Genomic DNA, 21985 nt, shown 5'->3' on the forward strand with positions numbered 1-21985 from the left:
AAGGGTGCTGGACACCATGCCGAAGACCGGCAAGAACGACCACGCCAAGGACGAGGAGCTGCCCTCGACGCTGCAGCGCTCCGACCAGAAGGCCCAGGACACCTTCGCCAAGACCTACGACTCCGCCGCCGAGGAGTACGACGACAAGGGCCGGGCCGCGCGCACCGCCTACAGCGCGCTCAAGCACACCCACGAGAAGGTCGGCGATCACTGGGAACCCAAGGACGAGGCCGGCCCCTCGGACGAGCACGCCGAGGGCGGCCGGGACTCGGAGCAGGACACCGCCGGCGGGGTGGACGCCAACGCCTCCAAAGAACACCTCTACGAACGGGCCCGGGAGCTCGACGTCGAGGGCCGCTCCACCATGGACAAGGACGAACTGGTACAGGCCCTGCAGAAGGCCAACGACGCCAAGACCCGCCAGGCCCGCAAGGACTGAGAGGGACCGGCCCCGGCCGGCGTGACAAGAACCGTATCGAAGACATCAGCAATCACCGAGAAGGAGCAGCCATGACTACCGCACGCGAGATCATGACACCGGGCACCGAGTGCGTCGGGGAGAACCAGACGCTCGAGGAAGCGGCCCGGAAGATGAAGGACCTCGACGTCGGCGCCCTGCCCATCTGCGGAGAGGACAACCGGCTGAAGGGCATGGTGACCGACCGCGACATCGTCATCAAGTGCCTGGCGATCGGCACCGACCCACGCCAGGTCAAGGCCGGGCAGCTGGCCCAGGGCGAACCCGTGACCATCGGCGCCGACGACAGCGTGGACGAGGCCATCCGGACCATGACCGACCACCAGGTCCGCCGCCTGCCCGTGATCGACGGCCACGATCTCGTCGGCATGATCAGCCAGGCCGACATCGCCCGCTCCATGCCCGAGAACCGGGCCGGAGAACTCGTGGAACTCATCTCCTTCGACTGAGCTGCCCGCCGGGACACCGGCACACCCGAACCGACTCCGAACCTCCGTGTCAGGAGACGACTTCATGGCCGCCAGCGGCACCTACGGCTGCCGCATCCTCGGCCACGGCGTGGAAGCCGGGAGCACGATCTACTGCTGCACCCACTGCGCGAAGCACGCCGGGGTCGAAGGATTCGCCGACCGCGCCCAGCGGCCCGGTCCGGGTGGACACGGTCGCTGATTCGCGGTGGTGTTCTGCCGACCGGACGCCCCTGCCGGGAGCGTCACGATCGAAGAGGCCACGAAGGCCGAACATGAGGAGGTGGTTCCGTGGAGATCCTCTTCACTGCCCTAGGAGTGGGGCTACTCGTCGTCACCGTCGTCGAGGCCCTGTGGACGACCCTGTGGGTGGACGGGGCAGCGGGCCCGGTCACCTCGCGGGTGACCTCCTGGGCCTGGGTGGCAGTGCGACGGCTGGGGAGGGGCCGGCATCGGCTGCTGAGCATGTGTGGTCCGTTGATTCTCATCGGGACGGTGGTGGGGTGGGTGCTGGCCCTGTGGGCCGGATGGGTGCTGCTCTTCGCCGCGGACCCGCAGTCGCTGGCCGACACCCGTGACGGCGGCAACGCCACCTGGCCGGGGAGGATCTGGTTCGTCGGCTACACCCTGTTCACCGTCGGCAACGGGGACTTCAGCCCCAAGGACGGGATGTGGCAGGTCCTCGCCGGACTGGTCAGTGCCAGCGGGATGTTCCTGGTGACCCTGTCCGTCACCTACCTGCTGTCGGTGGTCTCGGCGGTGGTGAACAAACGGGCCTTCGCCTCCTCCGTGCACAGCCTCGGGCGCACCGGAGCCGAAGTCGTCCTCGCCGGGTGGAACGGCCACGACCTGCACCCGCTGGACCGGCAGCTGGCGGAGCTGACGTCGCAGCTGTCGAAGCTGACCGAGCAGTACCTGTCCTATCCGGTGCTGCTGTACTACCACGCGGCCCGGGCCCAGAAATCCCCGGCCCTGGCCGTGGGGGTCTTCGACGACGCGCTGACCCTGCTGCGCTTCGGAGTGCCCACCGAGGCCCGCCCCGACGAGGCGGAGCTGACGGCCGCCCGAACGACGGTGGACAGCTTCCTGGACACCCTGGAGGCCGCCTTCATCCCCGCCGCCGACCAGGCCCCACCACACCCGGAGCTGGAACGCCTGCGTGCGGCGGGAATCCCCATCGTGGAGGAGGCCGAGTTCTCCGAGGCCGTGGACGGGCTGGACGGGCGGCGCCGGTCGCTGCTCGGGCTGGTCCGCCACGACGGTTGGACCTGGTGGAAGGACTAGACCCGTGGTGAACATCCTCTTCGACGGTTGGGAACCGGTGGCCCGCATCGTGGTCGTCGGCACCTTGGCCTATACCGCACTGGTGGTGCTTCTGCGGGTCTCCGGGAAACGCACGCTGTCACGGATGAACAGCTTCGACTTCGTGATCACCGTGGCGATCGGCGCCACCTTCGGGCGCGTCCTCACCACCCGCAGCGTCCCCCTGGTCGAGGCCGTCACCGCCTTCGCCCTGCTGATCACCCTGCAGTACGTGGTGACCTCCCTGCAGATCCGCTCCAAGCGGTTCTCCCGGTTGGTCACCGCCGAACCCGCCCTGCTGCTCTACCAGGGCCGGGTGCTCCACGATGCCCTGCGGGCGGAGCGGCTCACCGAGAAAGAGCTCGAGGGGGCGGTGCGTAAGCACGGAATGGGTTCACTGCAGGAGGCCGAAGCCGTGGTCCTGGAGGCCGACGGCCGGCTGTCGGTGATCGGCCCCGACAACGCCGGAGACGGCGCGATCCTGCCCCACGACCCGCCAGACTGAGCCATGCCCATCGTGCTCCTGGAACAGGGTGCCGGAAGCACATCCGAGCATCGATGTCCTGGATGACCGGCTCAGCATCCGTCAAGGCCCAGGACGACTGGAGCGTGACAGACACCCTCCTTGGCGGATGAACTCGGGAGGATTTCCTGCACGACCGGAGGACGTCTGAGCTGGTTTCATGACCGCGAAGCGGCCACATGCAAACCCCGCCCCCTCGAGACGTCAGGCCGTGATGGTCGGTCCATCAGACGGTCGAAGCTTCTCGGCGATGATATCGACGGCTACGCTCCCGCCGGATGTTGCGGTCAATGCGGAAGACCAGCCCATCGCCACGGCTCACTTTTCGACCGTTTTGCCACGGGGACCGCCTCAGAGGCGAGTCGCTACCAGTGAGAACGCGTCCGGTCGTGCGCCCGTGCGGGAAAGACCGCACGGGGCCGGCCCCGTAGGAGGAGATTCCATGTCCGCGCTGCTGTTGTCCTTCGCCGTGTTGTTGCTGATCGGGATGCTGATCTCCGAACGCGCCAGCCGCACCGTGCTCTCCACCGCGGTGCTGTTCCTGCTGGGCGGGTTCGTCCTCGGAGGCGGTGTGCTCGGGGTCGTGCCGATCAGCTCGGGGGACCCGGTGGTGGCGACCTTGGCGGAGCTGGCCCTGTTCTCGGTGCTGTTCACCGACGGCATGAAGGTCGGATTCACGGATCTGCGAGTGGCCTGGCGGCTGCCCGGTCGCGCACTGCTGCTGGGGCTGCCCCTGACCCTGGTGCTCACCGCGGCGCTGGCCCACTTCGCGGTCGGGCTGCCCTGGTTGGAGTCCTTCCTGCTCGGGGCCGTGCTGGCGCCCACCGACCCGGTGTTCGCCTCGGCGATCGTGGGACGCGAGGAGGTGCCCGCGAAGTTGCGGCACCTCCTCAACGTGGAGTCCGGAGTCAACGACGGACTGGCGCTGCCCATCGTGCTGGTGCTGCTGGCCGCGGCTGGGGGCACCGAGGCCGGGGGCTGGCAGTTGGCCGAGGAGATCGTCCTGGGTGTTCTGGTCGGGGTGCTCGTGCCCTTGATCGTGCTGCGCCTGGAGCGGCTGCCCTTCCTGCAGGCCCAGCACAATCTCCAGCCGCTGCTGACGGTCTCGATCGGCCTGCTCGTGCTGGCCATCTGCACCGCCACCCACGCCAATCTCTTCCTGGGCGCCTTCGCCGCGGGCATCACCGTAGCCACCTACGGTCCCGGCTTCCGGGAGGAGTTCGAGCAGTTCGGGGAGCTGCTCACCGAGCTGCTCAAGCTCGCCGCGATCCTGGTGTTCGGCGCGCTGATCACCCCGGCCTTCCTCTTCCAGGAGATCCCGTGGACCGGGTGGGTGTTCGCCGTCCTGGCACTGGTGGCCGCCCGCCCGCTGGCCCTGCTGGTTTCCTTCCTCGGCTCCGGGCTGCCGCGCAGCCAGCAGATCGCCGCGATGTGGTTCGGGCCCAAGGGCTTCGCCTCGGTGGTCTACGGGCTGCTCGTGCTGGAGTCCGGGATCAGCCAGGCCGACCAGCTGTTCCACCTCATCGCCCTGGTGATCTTCCTGTCCATCCTCGCCCACTCCTCCACCGACGTCGTCGTGGCCAAGAAACTCGACCAACGACAACCCCTGCTGTGACCGAACGCCGGCTGCAGGCACCCCGGGGCGACACAAAAGTCTCCGGGACGGCTACGACGGCCCATGACCTCTGCGTGGGCCATTGACACGGGTGCTGGCCGGCAACGCCCCGGACCTGACCTTGACCTATACCCTAGTGGGGTATATTTTCGCTGGTCTGGACGCATCCTCCACTACCGGGGCGTCGTGTATCCGCTGTCAATGAGGAGTGCTTTCGTGACCGATGCGCTGAAGATCACCGCCCGCCCGCTGCCGCTGGTCGACGACGGGGGCGGCTGCGCCTGCTGCGGCCCCACTCCGTCCACCGCCGAAGCCGCCGCTGACGCCTTTGAGCAGCACAACCCTCCGGCGCAGATCGCGGTCTTCGAGGTGGAGGGCATGACCTGCGAGCACTGTGTGGGGCGGGTCACCGATGCCGTGAAAGCAGTGGAGGGCGTGAGAGACGTCCAGGTTCAGCTGGTTCCTGCCGGCCTGTCGATGGTGACCGTGGCCACGGACCGGCTGCTGTTGCCGGCCACGGTGCGCGCCGCGATCGAGGAGGCCGGTTACTCCGTCTCCGGTTCCTGACCACCCGACGAGGACCGACCACACCGTCGGGAAGTGATCGCGGCAGGGCAGGAAGGACATACAGCTCCTCATGGACCACGGCACGCAGACGGTGGAAGCCACAGAACGAGACGCCGGGTCACGATGGCCGATGGATCGGACGGCCAGGAATTCTCAGTGATGTAGTTGGCGTCTGCTCTCCGACCAGGTGTTGCGCCCGTGGCGACAGGAGCATGCACTCTGCAGCACGTGATGTGGAGGCCTCCGAGACTGAGCCCGGCATCCGCGACCACGGCCGTGGAGGATGAGGTCGTCAGGTCGTGGCCGTTGCGATCAGCGGATACGGCGAAGTCCTGCGAGAGGAGATGACCGTGGTGGGATCATCGACCAGCGGGGCCAGCGAGCAGCCGATGCAGAACGTGCAGAGGAACCCGGAGAAGGACCCGGCCGAGACCGCCGACAAGGGAACCGTTCAGGACCAGAAGCAGGACCAGAAGCAGGACCAGAAGCAGGACCAGCACGAGGGCGAACAGCAGTAGCTCGACAAATTCACCACCGCCGAGCCCGGAGCACCCCCGGATCGGCGGGAACGGCCGCTTTGTTGCCGCGTGCGAGAGCGGCAGAACCGGCCCTGCGGTGGCCGAGCAGGCCACGACAGGGCCGGTTCAACGGCCTCGGGATCGACTCCTCAGGGTTGGGGTGGGGTGACCGGCTCGGCACCGCGCTGGATCTTCACCCCGGTGAACTCCACATCGACGGGCTCGGTGAACCGGCGGCCGTTGACCTCGTCGTGGCGCATGAAGGCCGGCGGGTCGATGTGCACCCGCAGGGTGTACTCCCCGTCCTCGGGCACGACCCAGTTCCGCGCGTAGTGGTAGAGCATCGGGTGCCACACCAGCTCCTGGGCGTACGGGCCCAGCTCCTCCCCGCCCGGGGTCACCAGGGTCGCGGTCACACCCACCGCCGGCACGAACCTCCCGTCGGCGGCGTCGCACACGGCGATCTCCACATGCACGTTCTCCTCTTCGGGGTTGACCCAGCTCAGCGCACCGTCGCGGAAGGAGTACATGCCCTCGGCGTCTTCGATGGCGTAGCCCACCAGGTAGTCTCCGGCCTGCTGGGTGCCGCCGTCGTGGGCGACCTCCTCGGCCATGTACTTCAGGGCCTGGGCGTAGGCCTCCCCCTGGGCGCGGGCGCGCTCGAGCTGCGGGCCGGTGGCCTCGGACGTGTTCGGGTCCATGGGCGGTCGATGCTGGGACATCGGGGGCTCCTCTCGTCGTCGACAGTTCCTCCATGCTGGCGCGATCCGCGGGCACCGGCAACGGTGCACGTCGAGATCCGCTCCGGTTGCCCGAGACGACGGATACGGCCCCCGTGCGGCACGGGTCCGCCGTGCAAGGCCCGGTGACCGGCTACTGCGGGGGCTGCTTCCCGTCGTTCGGGCGGGTACCGAGCGCGAGGTTCAGCCCCCAGCCCAGGGCGGTGATCAAAACGATCGCTCCGGCCATGGAGGCCAGTTCCTCGGGTCGGGTGAGGATGCCCAGGCTCACGATCAGGGTGGTGGCCCCGGCCGGTGGGTGCGGGGTCTTGATCGCGGTGAGCACCAGAGTGGTCAGCGCCACCGACACGGCCCCGGCCAGCAGGAAGGCCGGGGTGAGACCGCCGGAGGCGACGGAGGGATCGTCCTGCAGCCCCAGCCCGTAGAGCACCGCGGCCCCGGCCAGCAGCCCCACCCCGTGTCCGATCAGGGCGTTGAGCGGGCGGGAGGCCTTCTGCCGCGGGGACTCGAAGAACAGCATGACCGTGGGCCCGAGACTGGGAAACAGCCACGGCTGATGCAGCGCCAACCCGACCGCCCCGCTGGCCGCCAGCACGACCAGCGACAGGACCGCAGCGTAGAGGCCTGCACCTATCGATCCCGCCTTGTCCTTGAGCTTGTTCAACATCAGGTTCCTCCGTATCCCGGGCTGGGTGGTTCTCGTCCGCGATGGGGACCTCCGGGGTCCTCATGGGCGCCCGTCCTGGCCCGCCGGATCGGGACGGGTCCACCGTCGTACGGCCAGCCTAATCATCAGGTAACTGACCATCGGTGGAGCGGTGGCGCCCCGACCCGGTCGGGGACGGGGCGCTCGCCGTCTCGTGAATGGCAGGGAGAACGAGGTTCCGTGGAGGGTTTGTGCTGGTGCTGGCCGCGCCGCCGGCGGCCGGGAACTTCCCCGGTGGGGTGGCCGCGGAGCTTCCCGAGGTCTCCGACCGTGTCCTGCCCCTGGCGCTGCACCTGGCCGCCGGGATCGTCACGGCTGTGATCGGTCTGGAACTGATGCCCGAAGCCCTGGCGGCGTCGGTGCCCTGGGTGCCGATCGCCGCCTTTGTCGGCGGCGGGGCGCTGTTCATGGCCTGGAGAAGCTCATCCACTCCATGCAGCACCGCCACCGCCCTGACCCCCTCCCTCGGGCTGTTCCTGGCCCTGGGCCAGGCCCCGGCCGATGTGTCCGAAGGCCTCGCCGCCATCGCCGCCCTGCGGGCGGCCGGGATCCCGCGTCGCACCCGGGTGCTGATGGCCCTGGGCTTCGCCGCCCCGATCCTGATCGGGGCGAGCCTGGGCTGCGTCGCCCTGCGCCAAGCCCCCAACCGCTCAGCCTCTACGTGCTGGCCATCACCGGTGGGGCGCTGACCAGCGTGGTGGTCGAGGAGATGCTCACCGAGGCCCACGAGGGTGAGACCGGCGTGTGGGGCCTGATCCTGCTCACCGGCGGCTTCGCGGTGTTCGCCCTGATCTCCGTCTACGTCGGGGCCTGACCGGGGCTGGGGCACGGCATCATGTGCCACGTTCGCTCCTCGCCCACGCGTGGGGTCCGCGCCCGGGAGGACGTCGCCTCGGCGGATGGGGGTGGAACTGGCAATGCCCTCGCAGGCACCCACAGAGGCCGGGTCCGGGCCGGTGGACAGGTACGGGCGGCGGGCCACGGATCTGCGGGTGTCGCTGACGGACAGGTGCATGTGCGCTGCACGTACTGCATGCCCGCGACGGGTCTGATCTGGTTGCCGAAGGAGCAGGTGCTCCCCCGGGCGGAGATCGTTCGGCTGGTGGGCATCGGGGTGGACCGTCTCGGGGTTCGGCAGCTGCGCCTGATCGGAGGTGAGCTGCTGGTGAGGGCCGACCTGGTGGAGATCATCGCGGTCTACGGACCCGGCACCCTGATCTGCCGGTCTCGCTGACGACCAACGCCCTGGGTCTGGACCGCAAGGCCGCGGCCCTGCAGCAGGCCGGTCTGACCCGGATCAACGCGGTGCTGATGCGCGGGATCAACGACCACCAGGCTCCGGAGCTGCTGGAGTGGGCCCTGGCGCGGGGGTCGAGCTGCGGTTCATCGAGCAGATGCCCCCTGGACGCTGACCACGGGTGGACCCGCGATGACATGGTCACCGCCGCGGAGATCCGCCGGTTCCGGGAGCAGGACTTCCTGCTCGCCCCGGACCCACGGGGCCGCGACGGGGTCCCGGCCCAATGCTGGGAGGTCCGACGCCGGGCCGAAGCGGGAGTGGTGGCCGGCACGGTGGGGATCATCGCCTCGGTCACCGAGCCGTTCTGCGCCGGCTGCCGCCGCACCCGCATCACGGCCGAGGGGAAGGTGATGAGCTGCCTGTTCTCCCGGCAGGAGACCGACCTGCGCCACCTGCTGCGCTCCGAGGCTGATGACGCGGCGATCGCAAACCGCCGGCAGGAGGCGATGTGGGTCAAACCGGCCGCCCACGGCATGGACCACACCGGCCTGGACTCCCCCGACTACGTGCAACCGGACCGATCCATGAGCGCCATCGGCGGCTGGCCCGGCCGGCGGAGAGGTCCGCCGGATCCTGGTGGTCACCCCGCGTCCGGGGTGGATCTGGGCGCCGATCGGCCCCGACCACAACTCTCAGCACGCTTGTTGTCACCGTGGTGCGTGCGTAGAGTGCGGAGCAGTCCGGGCGCGGGCACCGCGCCGAAGCAGGCCGCAGCAGGGTCGAGGGAACACCGGAGGGGTCTCGATGACGAGCAAGGACCGGATCGCCGAGCCGTGGGGCACTCGCACCCCCTATGCCGCCGGGGAGGACTGGCCGGTACGGGTCGACACCCACCTGGCCGAGGGGGTGGCCCCGGAGGACGTGGACGAATGGGTGCAGTCGGCCTCGATCCTGCACTCCAACGGTGACGGGCTGGACATCGCGGTCAAGGACGGGCGGATCGTCGGGGTCCGGGGCCGGGCGGCGGACCGGGTCAACCACGGCCGGCTGGGCCCGAAGGACCTCTACGGGTGGCAGGCCAACGCCTCATCGGAGCGGCTGACGAAGCCGCTGATCCGCAAGCGTGGCAAGCTCGTGGAGACCGACTGGGACACCGCCATGGGCCGGATCGTGGACCGGACCCGGGAGCTGCTGGCCGAGCAGGGGCCCAGCGCAATCGGGTTCTACACCACCGGTCAGCTCTTCGCCGAGGAGTACTACACCCTGGGGCTGATCGCCCACGGCGGGCTGGGCACCAACCACGTGGACGGCAACACCCGGCTGTGCACCGCCACCGCCGCCGCCGCGCTGAAGGAGTCCTTCGCCTCCGACGGGCAGCCGGGGTCCTACACCGACATCGACCACGCCGATGTGATCGCCCTGTACGGGCACAACATGGCCGAGACCCAGACCGTGCTGTGGACCCGGATCCTGGACCGGCTGGCCGGGGAGGACCCGCCGCAGATCATCTGCGTGGACCCCAGGCCGACCCCGGTGGCCCGGCACGCGACCGTGCACCTGGCCCCGCGTCCGGGCACCAACGTGGCGCTGATGAACGGGCTGCTGCACGAGCTCGTCACCCACGACTGGGTCGACCACGACTACCTCGCCGCGCACGCGGTGGGCTACGCCGAGCTGGCGAAGCGGGTGGCCGAGTACACCCCGGAGGCCGTGGCGACGATCTGCGACGTGCCGCCCGAGCAGATCCGGGAGGCCGCGCGCATCATCGGGGGTGCGGAGCGGTTGCTGTCCACGGTGCTGCAGGGCTTCTACCAGTCCAACCAGGCCACCGCCGCGGCGGTGCAGGTCAACAACATCCACATCATCCGCGGGATGCTGGGCGCACCCGGGTGCGGGATCCTGCAGATGAACGGCCAGCCCACCGCGCAGAACACCCGGGAGTGCGGCGGCGACGGGGACCTGCCGGGTTTCCGCAACTGGTCCAACGAGGAGCACGTGGAAGACCTGGCCCGGGTGTGGAACATCGAGCCGTTCCAGATTCCGCACTACTCCCCGCCCACCCACGTGATGCAGATGATGCGCTACGTCGAGGACGGCTCCATCCGCATGCTGTGGGTCAACGGCACCAACCCGGCCGTGTCCCTGCCGGAGCTGGCCCGGGTCCGTTCGATCCTGGAGCAGGACCGGCTGCTGCTGGTGGTCCAGGACATCTTCCTCTCCGAGACCGCTCAGCTGGCCGACGTGGTGCTGCCGGCGGCGACCTGGGGCGAGAAGACGGGCACGTTCACCAACGTGGACCGCACCGTGCACCTGTCGGAGAAGGCCGTGGACCCACCCGGGGAGGCGAAACCGGACCTGGACATCTTCATCGACTACGCCCGCCGGCTGGATCTGCGCGACAAGGACGGGGACCCCCTGGTCAAGTGGCACGACCCGGAATCGGCGTTCGAGGGCTGGAAGGAGTGCACCGCCGGACGGCCCTGCGACTACACCGGACTGAGTTACGACAAGCTGCGCGGTGGTTCCGGGATCCAGTGGCCCTGCAACGAGGAGCATCCTGAGGGCACCGAGCGGATCTACGTCGACGGGGCCTTCTGGTCCGACCCGGAGTACTGCGAGAGCTACGGCCGCGATCTCGTCACCGGGGCCCCGCTGGAACCGGCCGAGTACAAAGCCCTCAACCCGTCCGGCAAGGCGGTCCTGAAGGCCGCCGAGTACCTGCCCCCGCACGAGCTCCCCAGCGAGGAGTTCCCGTTGCAGCTGATCACCGGGCGGACCCTCTATCACTTCCACACCCGCACCAAGACCGCCCGGGCCCCGCAGCTGCAGGAGGCCGCCCCCGAAGTGTGGGTGGAGATCTCCACCGCCGACGCCGCCGCCATCGAGCTCGCCGAGGGCGATCTGACCGAGGTCACCACCCCGCGCGGGTCGGTGCAGGCGAAGGTGCGGATCACCGGCATCCGCACCGGGGTGCTGTTCCTGCCCTTCCACTACGGCTACTGGGACACCAAGAAAGGACATGAGCCGGGCAAGGCCGGGCGGGCGGCCAACGAGCTGACCATCACCGACTGGGACGCGGCCTCGAAGCAGCCGATCTTCAAGACCGCCGCCGCCAGGATCGAGAGAATCGTGTCGGCCGAGGGCCCGTCCCAGGCCCCGACCACCACCGCCTCGGCCCCCGTGACCGACGTCGGCTACCACACCGTCGGCGGCCCGGCCGCCGCAGCGGACGAGGACATCCACGAGACCCCCGCGGAGGCACGGCGATGAAGATCGGTCTGGTCCTGCACGAACTCCACCGCTCCGAGAACGACCTGGCGCACAAGCTGCTGCACGTCTCCGAGCGCCACAAAGCCGACCACTCGATCTACCACCTCGCCCGGGACCTCGCCCACTGGTCCCAGCACCACGTGCGCGAGATCGCCGAGATCGGCAAGCACTACGACCAGGACCTCGACCCCGAGCCCCGGACCGAGACCGGACTCGGGGAGAGACTGCGCGAGAAGAGCAGCGAGCTCATCGGCCGCCGCAGCCACGCCGCGCTGCTGCTCCTGCTGGACCTGCGGGAGGTGTACACGATGACCTCCGGGGTCTCGGCCGACTGGGAAATGCTCGCCCAGGCCGCCCAGGGCATCAAGCACCACGACCTGCTCGACGTCACCCAGCGCTGCCACCCCGACACCCTGCGCCAACTGCGCTGGGCCAACGCCATGCTCAAGGAGAACTCCACCCAGATCCTCGTCAGCTGAGCGGGAACCGTGCCGATCCAGTGATCGCACGAGTCCGGTCGACAGGTGCGAGCCGGAGTGGCCAGGCGGCGCGCACGAGCGTTGTTGCCTGTCCTCGGTCGGGAACATCTGAAACGGGAACAGCCCCCAGGGCGTAACACGGGGCGACGAATGGCCACACCTGGAGGATGGCGCACCACGCTGATCGGCCAGGTCCGGGGGCTCTCGGGCGGGTTGGTGATCGGGGTGACCTTTCTCTTCACCATGGAGATGTGGTGGGTGGGCCGCTCGACACCACCCTCGCAGGTGTTGCTGTTGCTGTTGCTCGGTGTCGGGTTCGTCGACGTCGACGTCGGGACTGATGCACGGATCGGTGACACCTTGACCTGACCCACGGTTTGGTTGCCAGTGGCGCTCGCTAGCCGAAGGCCTTCATGGAAGGCTCACCGCTATGCCTCGTCCCTGCCCTCCTGAGTTCCGTGCACGAGCGATCGCTCTCGTGCGTGAGGGCCGCCAGGTCAAGCAGACCGCAGCCGATCTTGGCATCCACCCCGTCACGCTCCATTCCTGGCTACGCCAGGACGACATCGACCAAGGTCGCCGGCCCGGGCGAAGCACCCAGGAACCGATTGCCGCCCGAGCGACGTGAGGACTCGACATGACGTTGATGGCTCAGTGCACTTTCACCCCAAAAGGCTTATTGTTAGGACAAACTTATCGCCCTGAGGAGTCGCACCTTGACCAAGCTCTCGATGAACGTGACGACGACGTTCTACGGCAACGTCGTCAACGACATCGCCGTGGCGAAGGCCGCGGGCTTCGGCGGCATCGAGCTGCAGAGCCCCAAGCTCTACCGGTACCTCGACGCGGGATACCCGGTGGAGTCGCTGCTGCCGCCGCTCGAGGGGATCGAGGTCACCGGGCTCGGTGCCGTGCTCGACCTCGAGCGGCAGGGTGATGCGCGCGCGGAGTTCCTCACCGAGGTCGCGCGCATGTGCGACATCGCCGTGACGGTCGGGGCACCGATCGTGCAGCTGTGCACGGGCCCGGTCGACTGGAACGTCGTGAAGGATTTCAAGGCGGGTCGCCTGCACACCCACGATCCGCGCTACCGCGGCACGATCGGCCTCAGTGAGAACGACGCCCTGGACGCCGCGGCGTCCAATGTGCGCGAGGCCGCGGACATCGCGGCCGACCGTGGACTGGACCTCTACCTCGAGCCGCTCGCCTGGTCGAACCTCAACCGGCACCGCCACTCGCTGGAGATCGTCGAGCGGGCCGGTCGTGACAACGTCGGCATCGCCCTGGACACCTGGCACTACTGGACCACCGGCGACACCCTCGAAGAGGTGGCCGCCACACCGAAGGAGCTCATCAAGGCCGCGCACATCTCCGACGGCCTCGACCTCGACCGCGAGAACGACGTGCCGGATCAGAGCGTGCACCGCAACGTCGTCATCGGCGGCGGCGCGATTCCGCTGCAGGAGTGGATCGACGCGATCAAATCGACCGGCTACGACGGGTGGTGGTGCTCGGAGATGTTCAGCGACAAGGCCAACGAGCACGACTTCCTCAAGGTCGCCACCACCATGCGCAATCTGCTCGACATCATGATCTCCTGAGGACACACATGCAGCGCTTCGCCCTGATCGGCGCCGGATTCATCGGCTCCGTCCACGCCCACAGCCTCGCGGCCCACCCGGGAGTGGATTTCCGCTACGTCTACGATCTCGACCCCGCGCGCGCAGCGCACCTCGCCGCAGCCCACGGCGCCCGCCCCGCCCGCTCCCTCGAGGAGGCCTTCGATCCTGCCGAGGTGGATGCCGTCTTCATCGCGTCCTCGACGGACACGCACGCTGCGCACCTCCGATGCGCCGCCGACGCCGGGATCGCCGCGCTCGTCGAGAAGCCGATCGACCTCGACCTCGCGCAGGCCAAAGACGTCGTCGCCCATGTCGAGGCCGCCGGCATTCCCGCGATGGTGGACTTCAACCGGCGCTTCGACCGCGACCACGACGCGCTCAAACGCGTGGTCGACTCGGGCGAGCTCGGCGAGATCGCACTCATGCAGCTCACCTCCCGCGGCCCGTCGTTGCCGCCGATCGAATACCTGAAGGTCTCGGGCGGACAGATGCGCGATCAGACCGTGCACTTCTTCGACCTCGCCCGCTGGATCACCGGCGCCGACCCGGTCGAGGTGCACGTGATGGGCTCGGCACTGTCCGATCCGCGGGTCGCGGAGATCGGCGACGTCGACACCTCGATCGCGACCCTGCGCCTGCCCGGCGGGGCACTCGTGCAGATCGACAGCGTGCGCCACACCGGCTACGGCTACGACGAACGCATCGAAGTCCTCGGATCGGCCGGCATGGCCGAATCAGGACGCTTGCGCGCCGGCAACGTCACACGCTTCCTCGGCTCCACCGCCACGAGCGACGGCCTGCACGCCGGATGGTTCGAGCGGGTCCAGCCCACGTACGCGGCCGCGCTGGCGGCGTTCGTGGCAGCCCTCGACGAGAACGCGCCCCCGCCCGCCACCCTGGACGATGGGCTCCGCGCGCAGGCCATCGCCGAGGCCGCCACGCTTTCGCTGCAGACCGGACTGCCGCAGACGATCGCCTACTGAGCGCCGGGCAGGATACACCAGCACACTTCCCGGTCACTGGACAGAACGGGTCGGGGCCCGAGCTGCGCGTTCGTTGGGAGGCGCCACGATGCTCAGCGTCGTCGATGGGCGCGACAAGGCCGCCTGTGACGACGCCGGTGGGCTATTCCACGAGAACGTCTGCATGGATCCCGAGGCGTTGATCAGCATCGACGGATTCATCGATCCGGACGTGTACGTCGACACGGACTGGTAGTCGCGCCTCCCCGACACGGCCGTGCTCCCCGCGCCACCTCATGAGCGGCCCTGCCCCTCGCATCACTGCACGCCGCATCCGCCGGGTTGCTCGTGCTGCCGGGGGCGGGACTGCACCGCCTTCGGAGCACGCGGGCCACCCGCGCGACCCCGAATTCTGTTGAGGGCGGTCGGTCGCATGAACGGTATGGACGACCGCCCCGGCCCGCACACGGGAAGTTCTCACCGATCGGCACGGCCCAGGACCCCGCCGTCGGCCATGTCCTGGCCCGCACCGTGCCTGCCACCACGATCCCGGTCGTCGCGATGCCGATGGCGCGGTGGTGGCTGCTGGACGCCTCCTCCGGTGAACCGCGCGCACCGTGGTGGCCGGGGCTGCTCCTCGGTCTTCCGGCGCTGTTCCACGTCCTGGCTCGGCTCGCCCGCGCCCCACGGCCTACTGCCCTGCCGTCGGCGTCCGCGGAGGGGGTGCACGACGCGCTGGTCTCCGTCACTCGGACCGGTGCCGTGGACCCGGAACCGCGAGTCCGCGCCGCCGCGGGCGGCACGGCCCGCCAACGGGTCGAGGTCACGGCTTACGCCATGGCTGCCACACTCGGGGGCTGGTGCCGCAGCCGGCCTGGTCCGTCTTCGCCGCCCTCGCCGGAATCCTGGCCGTCATCCACGTTCTCCGCGCCCGTCATTCCTGGGCATCCCCGCGCACTGCACCACGCAGACCACGCCAACCAACGAACCTCAACTGCATCTTCGCTCCCGTGGACCCTGTCCGGTAGTCGGCCATACGAGGAGCACGGATGGCAGGCCGGCAGGAGGCGGGTCGGACAGTATGGATCAGGCCGTAGAGGAGGTCGTTGAACATCCTTGCCGTCCCCGTGCCGACCGCATGCCGGCGACGGGAAGCCGCTCACCGTGGAAGCGCCTGTGACGCCGTTCCTGCGAGGGCTTTCCAGCAGGCGGGGCCGGTGACCGGACTCCCCGAGCGCTATGTGGGGTTCTTGATGCCTGACAGTTGTTGCAGCACGGTGGTCGTCTGGACCGGGAAGATCTGCACCTGCACGGCTCCGACGTCATGGAATTCGGCCAGTTCGGCAATCTCCCGCTGGTAGGTCGGCAGGTGGCGAGTGAGCCGGTGCCGGTTGTAGGCCTCGGCGGTGGCGGTCGCCCAGGCGTGATGTGCAGAACCGGGTTCCGTAGTGGCGTCGCCGTCCTGGAAGTCGGCCGGGACGTCACCGTCGCGGATCGCTCGCATGGTCAGATCGAACACCAGGTCGGGATCGGGGGTCAGCACCACGTCGGTGACCTGCGTTGCGGCAACCCCGGAGGCAGGCTCTGCGGTGATCACCACGCCCCGAGCGGAGGCGTAGTCGCTCAACGTCTCGCAGAACGCGGTGGGAACAGTCTGCGCGCAGGAGCAGAACGGAGCAGTTGTCGACATCGGACCATCCTTGTCATCGGGCACAACAGAGCACGTCTCGTTGAGCAGAGCACCGCGGGGCTGCCGCACGGACCGGCACCAGCCCGCTGGCCACGGACGATGAACCCGGGCACGCCCTCACCGCCGCCCGGTCGCACATGACAGGCACTGCCCGTGTGATCTGCGGGACACTGCGCGTCATGCTATCCGAACTGTGGACACGGAACTTGACTCCATGCAGGCGCCTGGATCGAGGACCCCCCGGTCCGTCCAGCGAATGTCGCTCCAGGTCCAGCCGCCAACCGGGCCATGTGCAAAGCGGCAAGGGGAAGAGTTGTTTCGGCCTGCCGGCCTGGGTCTACAGGCGGCTGGACGGGCAGGTCAATGAACTGTCGAGGCGTTGGACCTGTGGAACACCGACTTCAGGCAGGTCGTCCTGCAGTGCGTCAGGTGCTCGATGGGTGGTACTCGCGCCGCTCGGACGGGGGTGTCCGGCCATAAGCTGACTCCATGCCCTCCTCTGAGTCACCGAGCAGCAACCGCACCCTGGAGCGTGTGGCCGCGATCCTCGACGCGGTGGATTCCTCCTCGGCCTCGGCCAGCGAGTTGGCACGCCGGACCGGACTGTCGGTGTCCACCGCGCACCGGCTTGCCCTGTCGATGGTGGACTACGGCTTCCTGCGCCGCACGGAGAGCGGGGACTTTCGACTGGGACAACGTTTCGTGCAGTCCACGCTGGAGAAGATCGCGTTGCCGATCTTGACCAGTCTGCGGAATGCGACGGGTGAGAGCGCCCAGTTGTGGATCCGGCGCGGTGAGGACCGTATCTGCCTGGTCACCGTCGACAGTCCGCAGGAGCTCCGGGCGACCCTGCCCACGGGGTCCCGCCTGCCTCTGCCGGCCGGTTCGAGCGGACTCCTGCTGGCCAACGAGCCGGAGGCTTTGGACGAGCTCGAGACCCACGGCTGGGTGGAATCGGTCGGCCGTCGAACTGCGGGGCTGGGCTCGGTCAGCGCCCCGGTGGTACTGCGCGGGCAAGTCATCGCAGCGGTGTGCCTGGCCATGCCGCTGGCCCGGGTACAGCTCTCTCCGGGAGCCGATTTCGGGGACGCCGTCGTGGCCAGTGCCGGGCGCATCAGTCAGGACCTCAAGCACAGCGCCCCATAGCCAGTACTCGCCTTCATGCCACAACCCCCTCGACCTCTTTGGTCGAGGGGGTTGTGTGTGTTCCAGGTCACTTGCTATCGTCCTCCCGCTGAACAGGACTTATATCCCATTCAGTGAGAAGTTTCGATTGTCGTCACGCCAGACCAAGGAAGCAGGCACCATGACCGAGAATCTCCGCCTCGAGGGCAACACCCTCCCGTTGGAGGGCATCCGCGTGCTGGAGCTGGGCAGCTTCATCGCCGCCCCCTTCGCCGCCCGGCTCTTCGGCGACTTCGGCGCCGAGGTCATCAAGATCGAGAAGCCCACCGGCGGCGACGAACTGCGTGACTGGCGCAAGACCCGCGGGCACACCTCGATGCTGTTCCGCACCCTGGGCCGGAACAAGAAGTCCGTGACCCTGGATCTGCGCTCGGACACCGGCCGGGAGGCGGTGAAGAAGATCGCCGCCCAGTGCGACCTGGTGATCGAGAACTTCCGCCCCGGCACCCTGGAGAAGTGGGGACTGGGACCCGAAGTGCTCACCGAGCTCAACCCGGAGATGGTGATGGTGCGGATCTCCGGCTACGGCCAGACCGGCCCGTACCGCAATCGCGCCGGCTTCGGCAGCTCTGCGGAGTCCTTCGCCGGCCTGCGCTACATCACCGGGGAGCCCGACCGCCCGGCCGGGCGCGCGGCCGCCTCCATGGGCGACACCGTCGCCGGGCTCTACGGGGTCATCGGCGCGCTGATGCTCATGCTGCAGAAGGCCCGCGGCGCCCGCTCCGAGGGCCTGCAGGTCGTCGACGTCGCCCTCTACGAGGGCGTGTTCAGCCTGCTGGAGTCCCTGGTGCCCGACTACGACGCCTACGGCATGGTGCGCACCCGGACCGGTGGTCGGCTGCCCGGGGTGGTGCCCACCGGTTCCTACCTCTGCGGCGACGACCTGGAGGTCGTCATCGGCGGCAACTCCAACTCGGTCTTCCGCCGGCTGATGACTGCCATCGGCCGGACGGACCTGGCCGCCGACGAGTCGTTGCTGACCACCGAAGCGCGCGGGGCCCGGGAGGAGGAGCTCAACGGGGCGATCACCGCCTGGACCACCAGCATGCCGCTCAAAGAGGTGCTCGCCCACCTCGACGACGCCGGGGTGCCGGCCGGGCCGGTCTACGACGCCCCGTCCATCGCCACCGACGAGCACTACCTCGCCCGGGGCATGATCGAAACCCACGAGGTCGTCGTCGAGGACGAGCCAGAGCTCATCCGCTTCCCCGGGGTGGTGCCCAAGATCCCCGGCCACGAGGGCCGGGTGCAGTGGGTCGGTCCGGAGCTGGGCCAGCACACCGAGGAGGTCCTGCACGAGCTCGCCGGGCTGAACCCCGAGGAGATCGCCGACCTCACCCTGCAGGAGGTGCGCTGAGATGGACGTGCAGCTCACCGACGTGTTCCTGCGCGACGGCCTCCAGGACGAGGACGTCGTCGTGTCCACCGCCGACAAGCTCGCCGTCGCCGAGATCCTGATGGCCGCCGGGCTCACCCGCCTGGAGGTGGCCTCATTCGTCAACCCGAAGAAGGTCCCGCAGATGGCCGACGCGGCCGAGGTCCTGGCCGGCCTGCCGCGCTCCGAGCCGGTGACGTACACGGCGCTGGCTCTCAACGGCCGCGGCATCGCCCGGGCCGTCGAAGCGGGAGCTACCGATGTCCAGGTCGTGACCTCCGCCAGCCAGGCCCACAGCAGCGCCAACGCCGGGGCCAGCATCGAGGACGCTCTGGCGGATCTCGGGCAGGAGGTCGCCCGCTATCCGCAGGCCCACTTCTTCGCCGGGATCTCCACCGCCTTCACCTGCCCCTTCGAAGGTGAGATCGACCCCGCCCACCTGCTGCGGGTCGTGCGGGCGTTCCGGGCCATGGGCATCACCGACATCGGCCTGGCCGACACCCTCGGCACCTCACCCACCGACCAGGTCGTGAACACCGTGGCGTACGTCCAGGACGCCGAACCGGAGCTGACCTACTCCCTGCACCTGCACAACGCCCATGGCCAGGCCCTGGACACCGTCACCGCCGCCGTGGAACGACTGGGGATCATCCGCTTCGACAGCGCCCTCGGTGGATACGGCGGCTGCCCCTTCGCCCCCGGCGCCCACGGCAACATCGCCACCGAACAACTCGTCGCCCACCTGCACGCCGCCGGCCACGACACCGGCATCGACGAGGAGCGCCTGGCCGCAGCCGTGCGTCTGGCCCGCGACGTCCTCGCCCACTCCCCGGTCACCTCGGCCGCCCCGGCCACCCGCTAGCAGCTCCACCCACACCACATCACCTCGCACCGGCGTCCCGCCCGCGGTCCGCCGTGCCCGAAACCGTCCTGGGGGACAACGATGTCTGCTACTTCCCGCACCACGAACACGCCGCCCGCGCCGCCGACCGCCGCCGGATCCGGGGACACCACCGACCGGCACACTGAGACCGTGCCCACTCCTACCCCAGCCCCGCAATCCACCGGCGGAGGCACTCCGTCGGCGCGCAAGCGCGACAAGTACCGCATCGCCGACATGCCCGCCCTCTACTACGGCGCGCTCTTCCTCACCCTGCTCATCGCCGCCCTGACCGACAACCTGCCCGACACCATGATCGTGGGCTTCGCCACCACCGTGGTCCTGGGCGGGCTGCTCATGGCCATCGGCAACCTCGTCCCGGTCATCCGCGACTACGGCCTGCCGACCATTCTGTGCACCTTCGTGCCGGCCATCCTGATCTTCCTCGGCGTCATGCCCGAGAGCGTCGTGGTGGTGGTGGAGAACTTCCTGGCCGGCTACGGCTTCCTGGACTTCTTCGTCGTCGCCGTCATCGCCGGCACCATCCTCGGCATGCCCCGCACCCTGCTCATGAAGGCCGGGCCCCGCTTCGTCGTCCCCCTGCTGGGCTGCATCACCCTCACCTTCGTGCTGATCGGGGCCCTCGCCGCGATCACCGGCTACGGCTTCATCGAAGGCGTCCTCTTCGTCGCCGCCCCGATCATGGCCGGCGGACTCGGCGTGGGTGCGGTGCCGATGTCGGAGATGTACGCCGCCCAGACCGGCACCACCCCGGCGGACTTCATGGGCGACCTCATGTCCGCGCTGGTGATCGCCAACATCGTCTGCATCCTCGTCGCCGGCATCTACAACGGGCTGGGCAAGAACGGCAAGCAGTGGTTCGTCGGATTCAACGGCCACGGCGAGCTCATGCGCATCAAGGGCCGCTCCACCGAGCTGTCCCTGCCGCCGAAGAAGACCGCCGCCACCTTCCTGTCCCTGGGCAAGGGCATCGCCATCTCCGGTGGGCTGCTCGTGCTGGGCACCCTGATCTCCGTCTACCTCCCGTTCCTGCACGCCTATGCCTGGACCATCCTGGCCGCCGCACTGATCAAGATCTTCGGCCTGTTCCCCCGGGAGCTGGAAGAGGCGAGCTCCGAGTGGGGCGAGATGCTCACCACCTACTTCATCCCCGCCCTGCTGGTCGGGGTGAGCATCACCTACGTCAACATTGCCGAGGTCATCACCTCCATCACCGACCCGGTCTTCATGGGCCTCACCGTGGCCACCGTGCTGATCTCCGGGCTCACCGCCGGAACCCTGGGCTGGCTGATGAAGTTCAACTTCGTGGAAGCCTCCATCACCCCGGGCCTGGTCATGGCCGACACCGGCGGATCCGGCGACGTCTCCGTGCTCAGCGCGGCCAACCGCATCCACCTGATGCCTTTCGCCGCGCTCACCACACGCCTGGGTGGTGCGGTGACCCTGTTCCTGACCTCCCTGGCCGTCCCCTTCCTCACGGTCGCCGCCGGCTGAGCCCACGGCTCCTCCACCACACCACGGGGTGCTCCACCGCTGCAGAGCCGTGGAGCACCCCGCCCTGTCCCCTGAGCTCCCCACTCACCTGAGAGGCATGCCACGGGCGAGAACGTCCGCACCGTGGTCCCACCCCGGTCCCTGGTGGCCGGGGTGGCCGCCAAGGCCCGCCGGGGACTGACCCAGGCAGAGGTCGAGCACTGCCGCACCACCGCCACCGCCACCGCCTACGAAACCCACACCACCCAGCACGCCGACGCCACCCCCACGATCATTGGACACCCCGCATGAACTTCCTCGAACCGCAGCTCACCGAGCCCCGCCGGCACACGGCGACAGATGTCTCCTCCGCGGTGGCCGATGTGCTGGCCGCGCGCACCGATCACCTGTTCGGGCTGATGGGCAACGGCAACGCCCATCTGATCAGCCACCTCACCAGCCGCGGGTTCGGCTTCACCTCCGCCCGGCACGAGGCCGCCACGGTGACCATGGCCGATGCCTACCACCGGGCCACCGGCCGGATTGGGGCGGCCACCACGACCTACGGGGCCGGGTTCACCAACACCTACACCGCCCTGGCCGAGGCCCGCCTGGCCCGCATCCCCCTGGTCCTCGTCGTCGGTGAGGCCCCCACCACGGGGCGGCGGCCCTTCGACATCGACCAGACCGCCGCGGCCGCCGCGGTGGGGGTCACCACCCTGGTCGCCACCCCCGGAAACGCGGTGGCGATCACCCACCGGGCCTTCGACCTGGCCGCCCGCACCGTGCAGCCGGTGGTGCTGGCCATCCCCTACGACTGCGCCACCGCCGCCCTGACCGAGCCGGTGGACCTGGAGCCGCTGCCGGCCAAG

Annotated in this window: 25 protein-coding genes and 2 pseudogenes; 24 read left to right on the forward strand and 3 right to left on the reverse strand. The window is 69.1% G+C overall.

Annotation, left to right across the window (positions count from 1 at the left end; genetic code table 11):
- Window positions 1–16 precede the first annotated feature (16 nt).
- From ABL57_RS14955 to ABL57_RS14985, 8 genes are all read left to right on the forward strand, one after another.
- Window positions 17–439 (forward strand): ChaB family protein, encoded by a 423-nt coding sequence (locus ABL57_RS14955; protein WP_047804296.1) that lies wholly within the window; start codon window positions 17–19, stop codon window positions 437–439.
- A 71-nt stretch (window positions 440–510) separates the two neighbouring features.
- Window positions 511–927, forward strand: coding sequence for a CBS domain-containing protein (locus ABL57_RS14960; RefSeq protein ID WP_047804276.1), 417 nt, complete (start codon window positions 511–513; stop codon window positions 925–927).
- 64 nt (window positions 928–991) lie between these two features.
- Window positions 992–1147 carry a hypothetical protein gene (locus ABL57_RS22420; protein WP_160310803.1) on the forward strand — a complete coding sequence of 52 codons (156 nt, stop codon included), beginning with the start codon at window positions 992–994 and terminating at the stop codon, window positions 1145–1147.
- Between the two features lie 89 nt (window positions 1148–1236).
- On the forward strand, window positions 1237–2229 hold the full coding sequence (locus ABL57_RS23415) for a potassium channel family protein (protein ID WP_047804277.1): 993 nt from the start codon (window positions 1237–1239) through the stop codon (window positions 2227–2229).
- Between the two features lie 4 nt (window positions 2230–2233).
- Window positions 2234–2752 carry a DUF421 domain-containing protein gene (locus ABL57_RS14970; protein ID WP_203225642.1) on the forward strand — a complete coding sequence of 173 codons (519 nt, stop codon included), beginning with the start codon at window positions 2234–2236 and terminating at the stop codon, window positions 2750–2752.
- Window positions 2753–3212: 460 nt separating this feature from the next.
- Complete coding sequence (locus ABL57_RS14975; RefSeq protein ID WP_047804278.1) at window positions 3213–4385, forward strand: cation:proton antiporter; 1173 nt, start codon at window positions 3213–3215, stop codon at window positions 4383–4385.
- Window positions 4386–4601: 216 nt separating this feature from the next.
- Window positions 4602–4952 (forward strand): heavy-metal-associated domain-containing protein, encoded by a 351-nt coding sequence (locus ABL57_RS14980; protein WP_053005003.1) that lies wholly within the window; start codon window positions 4602–4604, stop codon window positions 4950–4952.
- A gap of 299 nt (window positions 4953–5251) precedes the next feature.
- Entirely contained in the window at window positions 5252–5470 is a 219-nt protein-coding gene (locus tag ABL57_RS14985; RefSeq protein WP_047804279.1) for a hypothetical protein, read from the forward strand.
- 149 nt (window positions 5471–5619) lie between these two features.
- Here the strand turns inward: ABL57_RS14985 and ABL57_RS14990 are convergent, their stop codons facing one another.
- Together ABL57_RS14990 and ABL57_RS14995 are read right to left on the reverse strand one after the other, a co-directional pair.
- The gene (locus ABL57_RS14990) at window positions 5620–6192 is read right to left on the reverse strand and encodes an iron transporter (protein WP_152683424.1); all 573 of its coding nucleotides are present in this window, start codon (window positions 6190–6192) and stop codon (window positions 5620–5622) included.
- A 151-nt stretch (window positions 6193–6343) separates the two neighbouring features.
- Window positions 6344–6877, reverse strand: a complete 534-nt coding sequence (locus ABL57_RS14995) for an HPP family protein (RefSeq protein ID WP_047804281.1) — start codon at window positions 6875–6877, stop codon at window positions 6344–6346.
- Window positions 6878–7107: 230 nt separating this feature from the next.
- Here ABL57_RS14995 and ABL57_RS15000 point away from each other — a divergent pair, with 230 nt between their 5' ends.
- From ABL57_RS15000 to ABL57_RS22425, 10 genes and pseudogenes are all read left to right on the forward strand, one after another.
- Window positions 7108–7605: a hypothetical protein gene (locus ABL57_RS15000; RefSeq protein ID WP_203225643.1), complete on the forward strand. Its 498-nt coding sequence runs from the start codon at window positions 7108–7110 to the stop codon at window positions 7603–7605.
- Window positions 7578–7730, forward strand: a complete 153-nt coding sequence (locus ABL57_RS22740; RefSeq protein ID WP_203225644.1) for a hypothetical protein — start codon at window positions 7578–7580, stop codon at window positions 7728–7730. Before ABL57_RS15000 ends, ABL57_RS22740 begins: the two co-directional genes overlap by 28 nt.
- An 85-nt stretch (window positions 7731–7815) precedes the next feature.
- Window positions 7816–8758, forward strand: a pseudogene (moaA, locus tag ABL57_RS15005) (GTP 3',8-cyclase MoaA); the annotation flags it as partial.
- 202 nt (window positions 8759–8960) lie between these two features.
- Window positions 8961–11426, forward strand: coding sequence for a molybdopterin oxidoreductase family protein (locus tag ABL57_RS15010; protein WP_047804282.1), 2466 nt, complete (start codon window positions 8961–8963; stop codon window positions 11424–11426).
- Complete coding sequence (locus ABL57_RS15015; protein ID WP_047804283.1) at window positions 11423–11905, forward strand: hypothetical protein; 483 nt, start codon at window positions 11423–11425, stop codon at window positions 11903–11905. Before ABL57_RS15010 ends, ABL57_RS15015 begins: the two co-directional genes overlap by 4 nt.
- A 150-nt stretch (window positions 11906–12055) precedes the next feature.
- Window positions 12056–12274 carry a DUF2391 family protein gene (locus ABL57_RS15020; RefSeq protein ID WP_047804284.1) on the forward strand — a complete coding sequence of 73 codons (219 nt, stop codon included), beginning with the start codon at window positions 12056–12058 and terminating at the stop codon, window positions 12272–12274.
- Window positions 12275–12335: 61 nt separating this feature from the next.
- Window positions 12336–12527, forward strand: a pseudogene (locus tag ABL57_RS21410) (transposase); the annotation flags it as partial.
- Window positions 12528–12621: 94 nt separating this feature from the next.
- Entirely contained in the window at window positions 12622–13506 is an 885-nt protein-coding gene (locus ABL57_RS15025; protein ID WP_238986077.1) for a sugar phosphate isomerase/epimerase family protein, read from the forward strand.
- Window positions 13507–13514: 8 nt separating this feature from the next.
- Window positions 13515–14510 carry a Gfo/Idh/MocA family oxidoreductase gene (locus tag ABL57_RS15030; RefSeq protein WP_047804285.1) on the forward strand — a complete coding sequence of 332 codons (996 nt, stop codon included), beginning with the start codon at window positions 13515–13517 and terminating at the stop codon, window positions 14508–14510.
- An 88-nt stretch (window positions 14511–14598) separates the two neighbouring features.
- A complete protein-coding gene (locus tag ABL57_RS22425) occupies window positions 14599–14745 on the forward strand; it encodes a hypothetical protein (protein WP_160310804.1) in 147 nt (48 codons plus the stop codon).
- A gap of 981 nt (window positions 14746–15726) precedes the next feature.
- Here the strand turns inward: ABL57_RS22425 and ABL57_RS15035 are convergent.
- Complete coding sequence (locus ABL57_RS15035; protein ID WP_047804286.1) at window positions 15727–16179, reverse strand: hypothetical protein; 453 nt, start codon at window positions 16177–16179, stop codon at window positions 15727–15729.
- A 489-nt stretch (window positions 16180–16668) separates the two neighbouring features.
- Here ABL57_RS15035 and ABL57_RS15040 point away from each other — a divergent pair, with 489 nt between their 5' ends.
- The 6 genes from ABL57_RS15040 to ABL57_RS15060 all read left to right on the forward strand — a co-directional run.
- On the forward strand, window positions 16669–17325 hold the full coding sequence (locus tag ABL57_RS15040; protein ID WP_047804287.1) for an IclR family transcriptional regulator: 657 nt from the start codon (window positions 16669–16671) through the stop codon (window positions 17323–17325).
- A 160-nt stretch (window positions 17326–17485) separates the two neighbouring features.
- Window positions 17486–18721, forward strand: coding sequence for a CaiB/BaiF CoA-transferase family protein (locus ABL57_RS15045; protein ID WP_047804288.1), 1236 nt, complete (start codon window positions 17486–17488; stop codon window positions 18719–18721).
- A gap of 1 nt (window position 18722) precedes the next feature.
- Complete coding sequence (locus ABL57_RS15050) at window positions 18723–19601, forward strand: hydroxymethylglutaryl-CoA lyase (RefSeq protein ID WP_047804289.1); 879 nt, start codon at window positions 18723–18725, stop codon at window positions 19599–19601.
- Window positions 19602–19682: 81 nt separating this feature from the next.
- Window positions 19683–21134, forward strand: coding sequence for a 2-hydroxycarboxylate transporter family protein (locus ABL57_RS15055; RefSeq protein WP_082157479.1), 1452 nt, complete (start codon window positions 19683–19685; stop codon window positions 21132–21134).
- Between the two features lie 123 nt (window positions 21135–21257).
- Window positions 21258–21425, forward strand: a complete 168-nt coding sequence (locus ABL57_RS23140) for a hypothetical protein (protein ID WP_238986078.1) — start codon at window positions 21258–21260, stop codon at window positions 21423–21425.
- On the forward strand, window positions 21422–21985 hold a 564-nt coding region (locus ABL57_RS15060), incomplete at its 3' end, for a thiamine pyrophosphate-binding protein (protein WP_047804291.1). The genes ABL57_RS23140 and ABL57_RS15060, both read left to right, overlap by 4 nt.

It is taken from the genome of Kocuria sp. SM24M-10, from assembly GCF_001027955.1.
GTDB lineage: Bacteria > Actinomycetota > Actinomycetes > Actinomycetales > Micrococcaceae > Kocuria > Kocuria oceani.

Bases quoted from the DNA above. Each gene is read 5' to 3' on its own strand.
- ABL57_RS15040 (WP_047804287.1), top strand. From the start codon at position 16,669: ATGCCCTCCTCTGAGTCACCGAGCAGCAACCGCACCCTGGAGCGTGTG.
- ABL57_RS15020 (WP_047804284.1), top strand. From the start codon at position 12,056: ATGGCCACACCTGGAGGATGGCGCACCACGCTGATCGGCCAGGTCCGG.
- ABL57_RS14975 (WP_047804278.1), top strand. From the start codon at position 3,213: ATGTCCGCGCTGCTGTTGTCCTTCGCCGTGTTGTTGCTGATCGGGATG.
- ABL57_RS15055 (WP_082157479.1), top strand. From the start codon at position 19,683: ATGTCTGCTACTTCCCGCACCACGAACACGCCGCCCGCGCCGCCGACC.
- ABL57_RS15045 (WP_047804288.1), top strand. From the start codon at position 17,486: ATGACCGAGAATCTCCGCCTCGAGGGCAACACCCTCCCGTTGGAGGGC.
- ABL57_RS15050 (WP_047804289.1), top strand. From the start codon at position 18,723: ATGGACGTGCAGCTCACCGACGTGTTCCTGCGCGACGGCCTCCAGGAC.
- ABL57_RS22425 (WP_160310804.1), top strand. From the start codon at position 14,599: ATGCTCAGCGTCGTCGATGGGCGCGACAAGGCCGCCTGTGACGACGCC.
- ABL57_RS14955 (WP_047804296.1), top strand. From the start codon at position 17: ATGCCGAAGACCGGCAAGAACGACCACGCCAAGGACGAGGAGCTGCCC.
- ABL57_RS14960 (WP_047804276.1), top strand. From the start codon at position 511: ATGACTACCGCACGCGAGATCATGACACCGGGCACCGAGTGCGTCGGG.
- ABL57_RS14995 (WP_047804281.1), bottom strand. From the start codon at position 6,877: ATGTTGAACAAGCTCAAGGACAAGGCGGGATCGATAGGTGCAGGCCTC.
- ABL57_RS15010 (WP_047804282.1), top strand. From the start codon at position 8,961: ATGACGAGCAAGGACCGGATCGCCGAGCCGTGGGGCACTCGCACCCCC.
- ABL57_RS14990 (WP_152683424.1), bottom strand. From the start codon at position 6,192: ATGTCCCAGCATCGACCGCCCATGGACCCGAACACGTCCGAGGCCACC.
- ABL57_RS15030 (WP_047804285.1), top strand. From the start codon at position 13,515: ATGCAGCGCTTCGCCCTGATCGGCGCCGGATTCATCGGCTCCGTCCAC.
- ABL57_RS22420 (WP_160310803.1), top strand. From the start codon at position 992: ATGGCCGCCAGCGGCACCTACGGCTGCCGCATCCTCGGCCACGGCGTG.
- ABL57_RS15035 (WP_047804286.1), bottom strand. From the start codon at position 16,179: ATGTCGACAACTGCTCCGTTCTGCTCCTGCGCGCAGACTGTTCCCACC.
- ABL57_RS15015 (WP_047804283.1), top strand. From the start codon at position 11,423: ATGAAGATCGGTCTGGTCCTGCACGAACTCCACCGCTCCGAGAACGAC.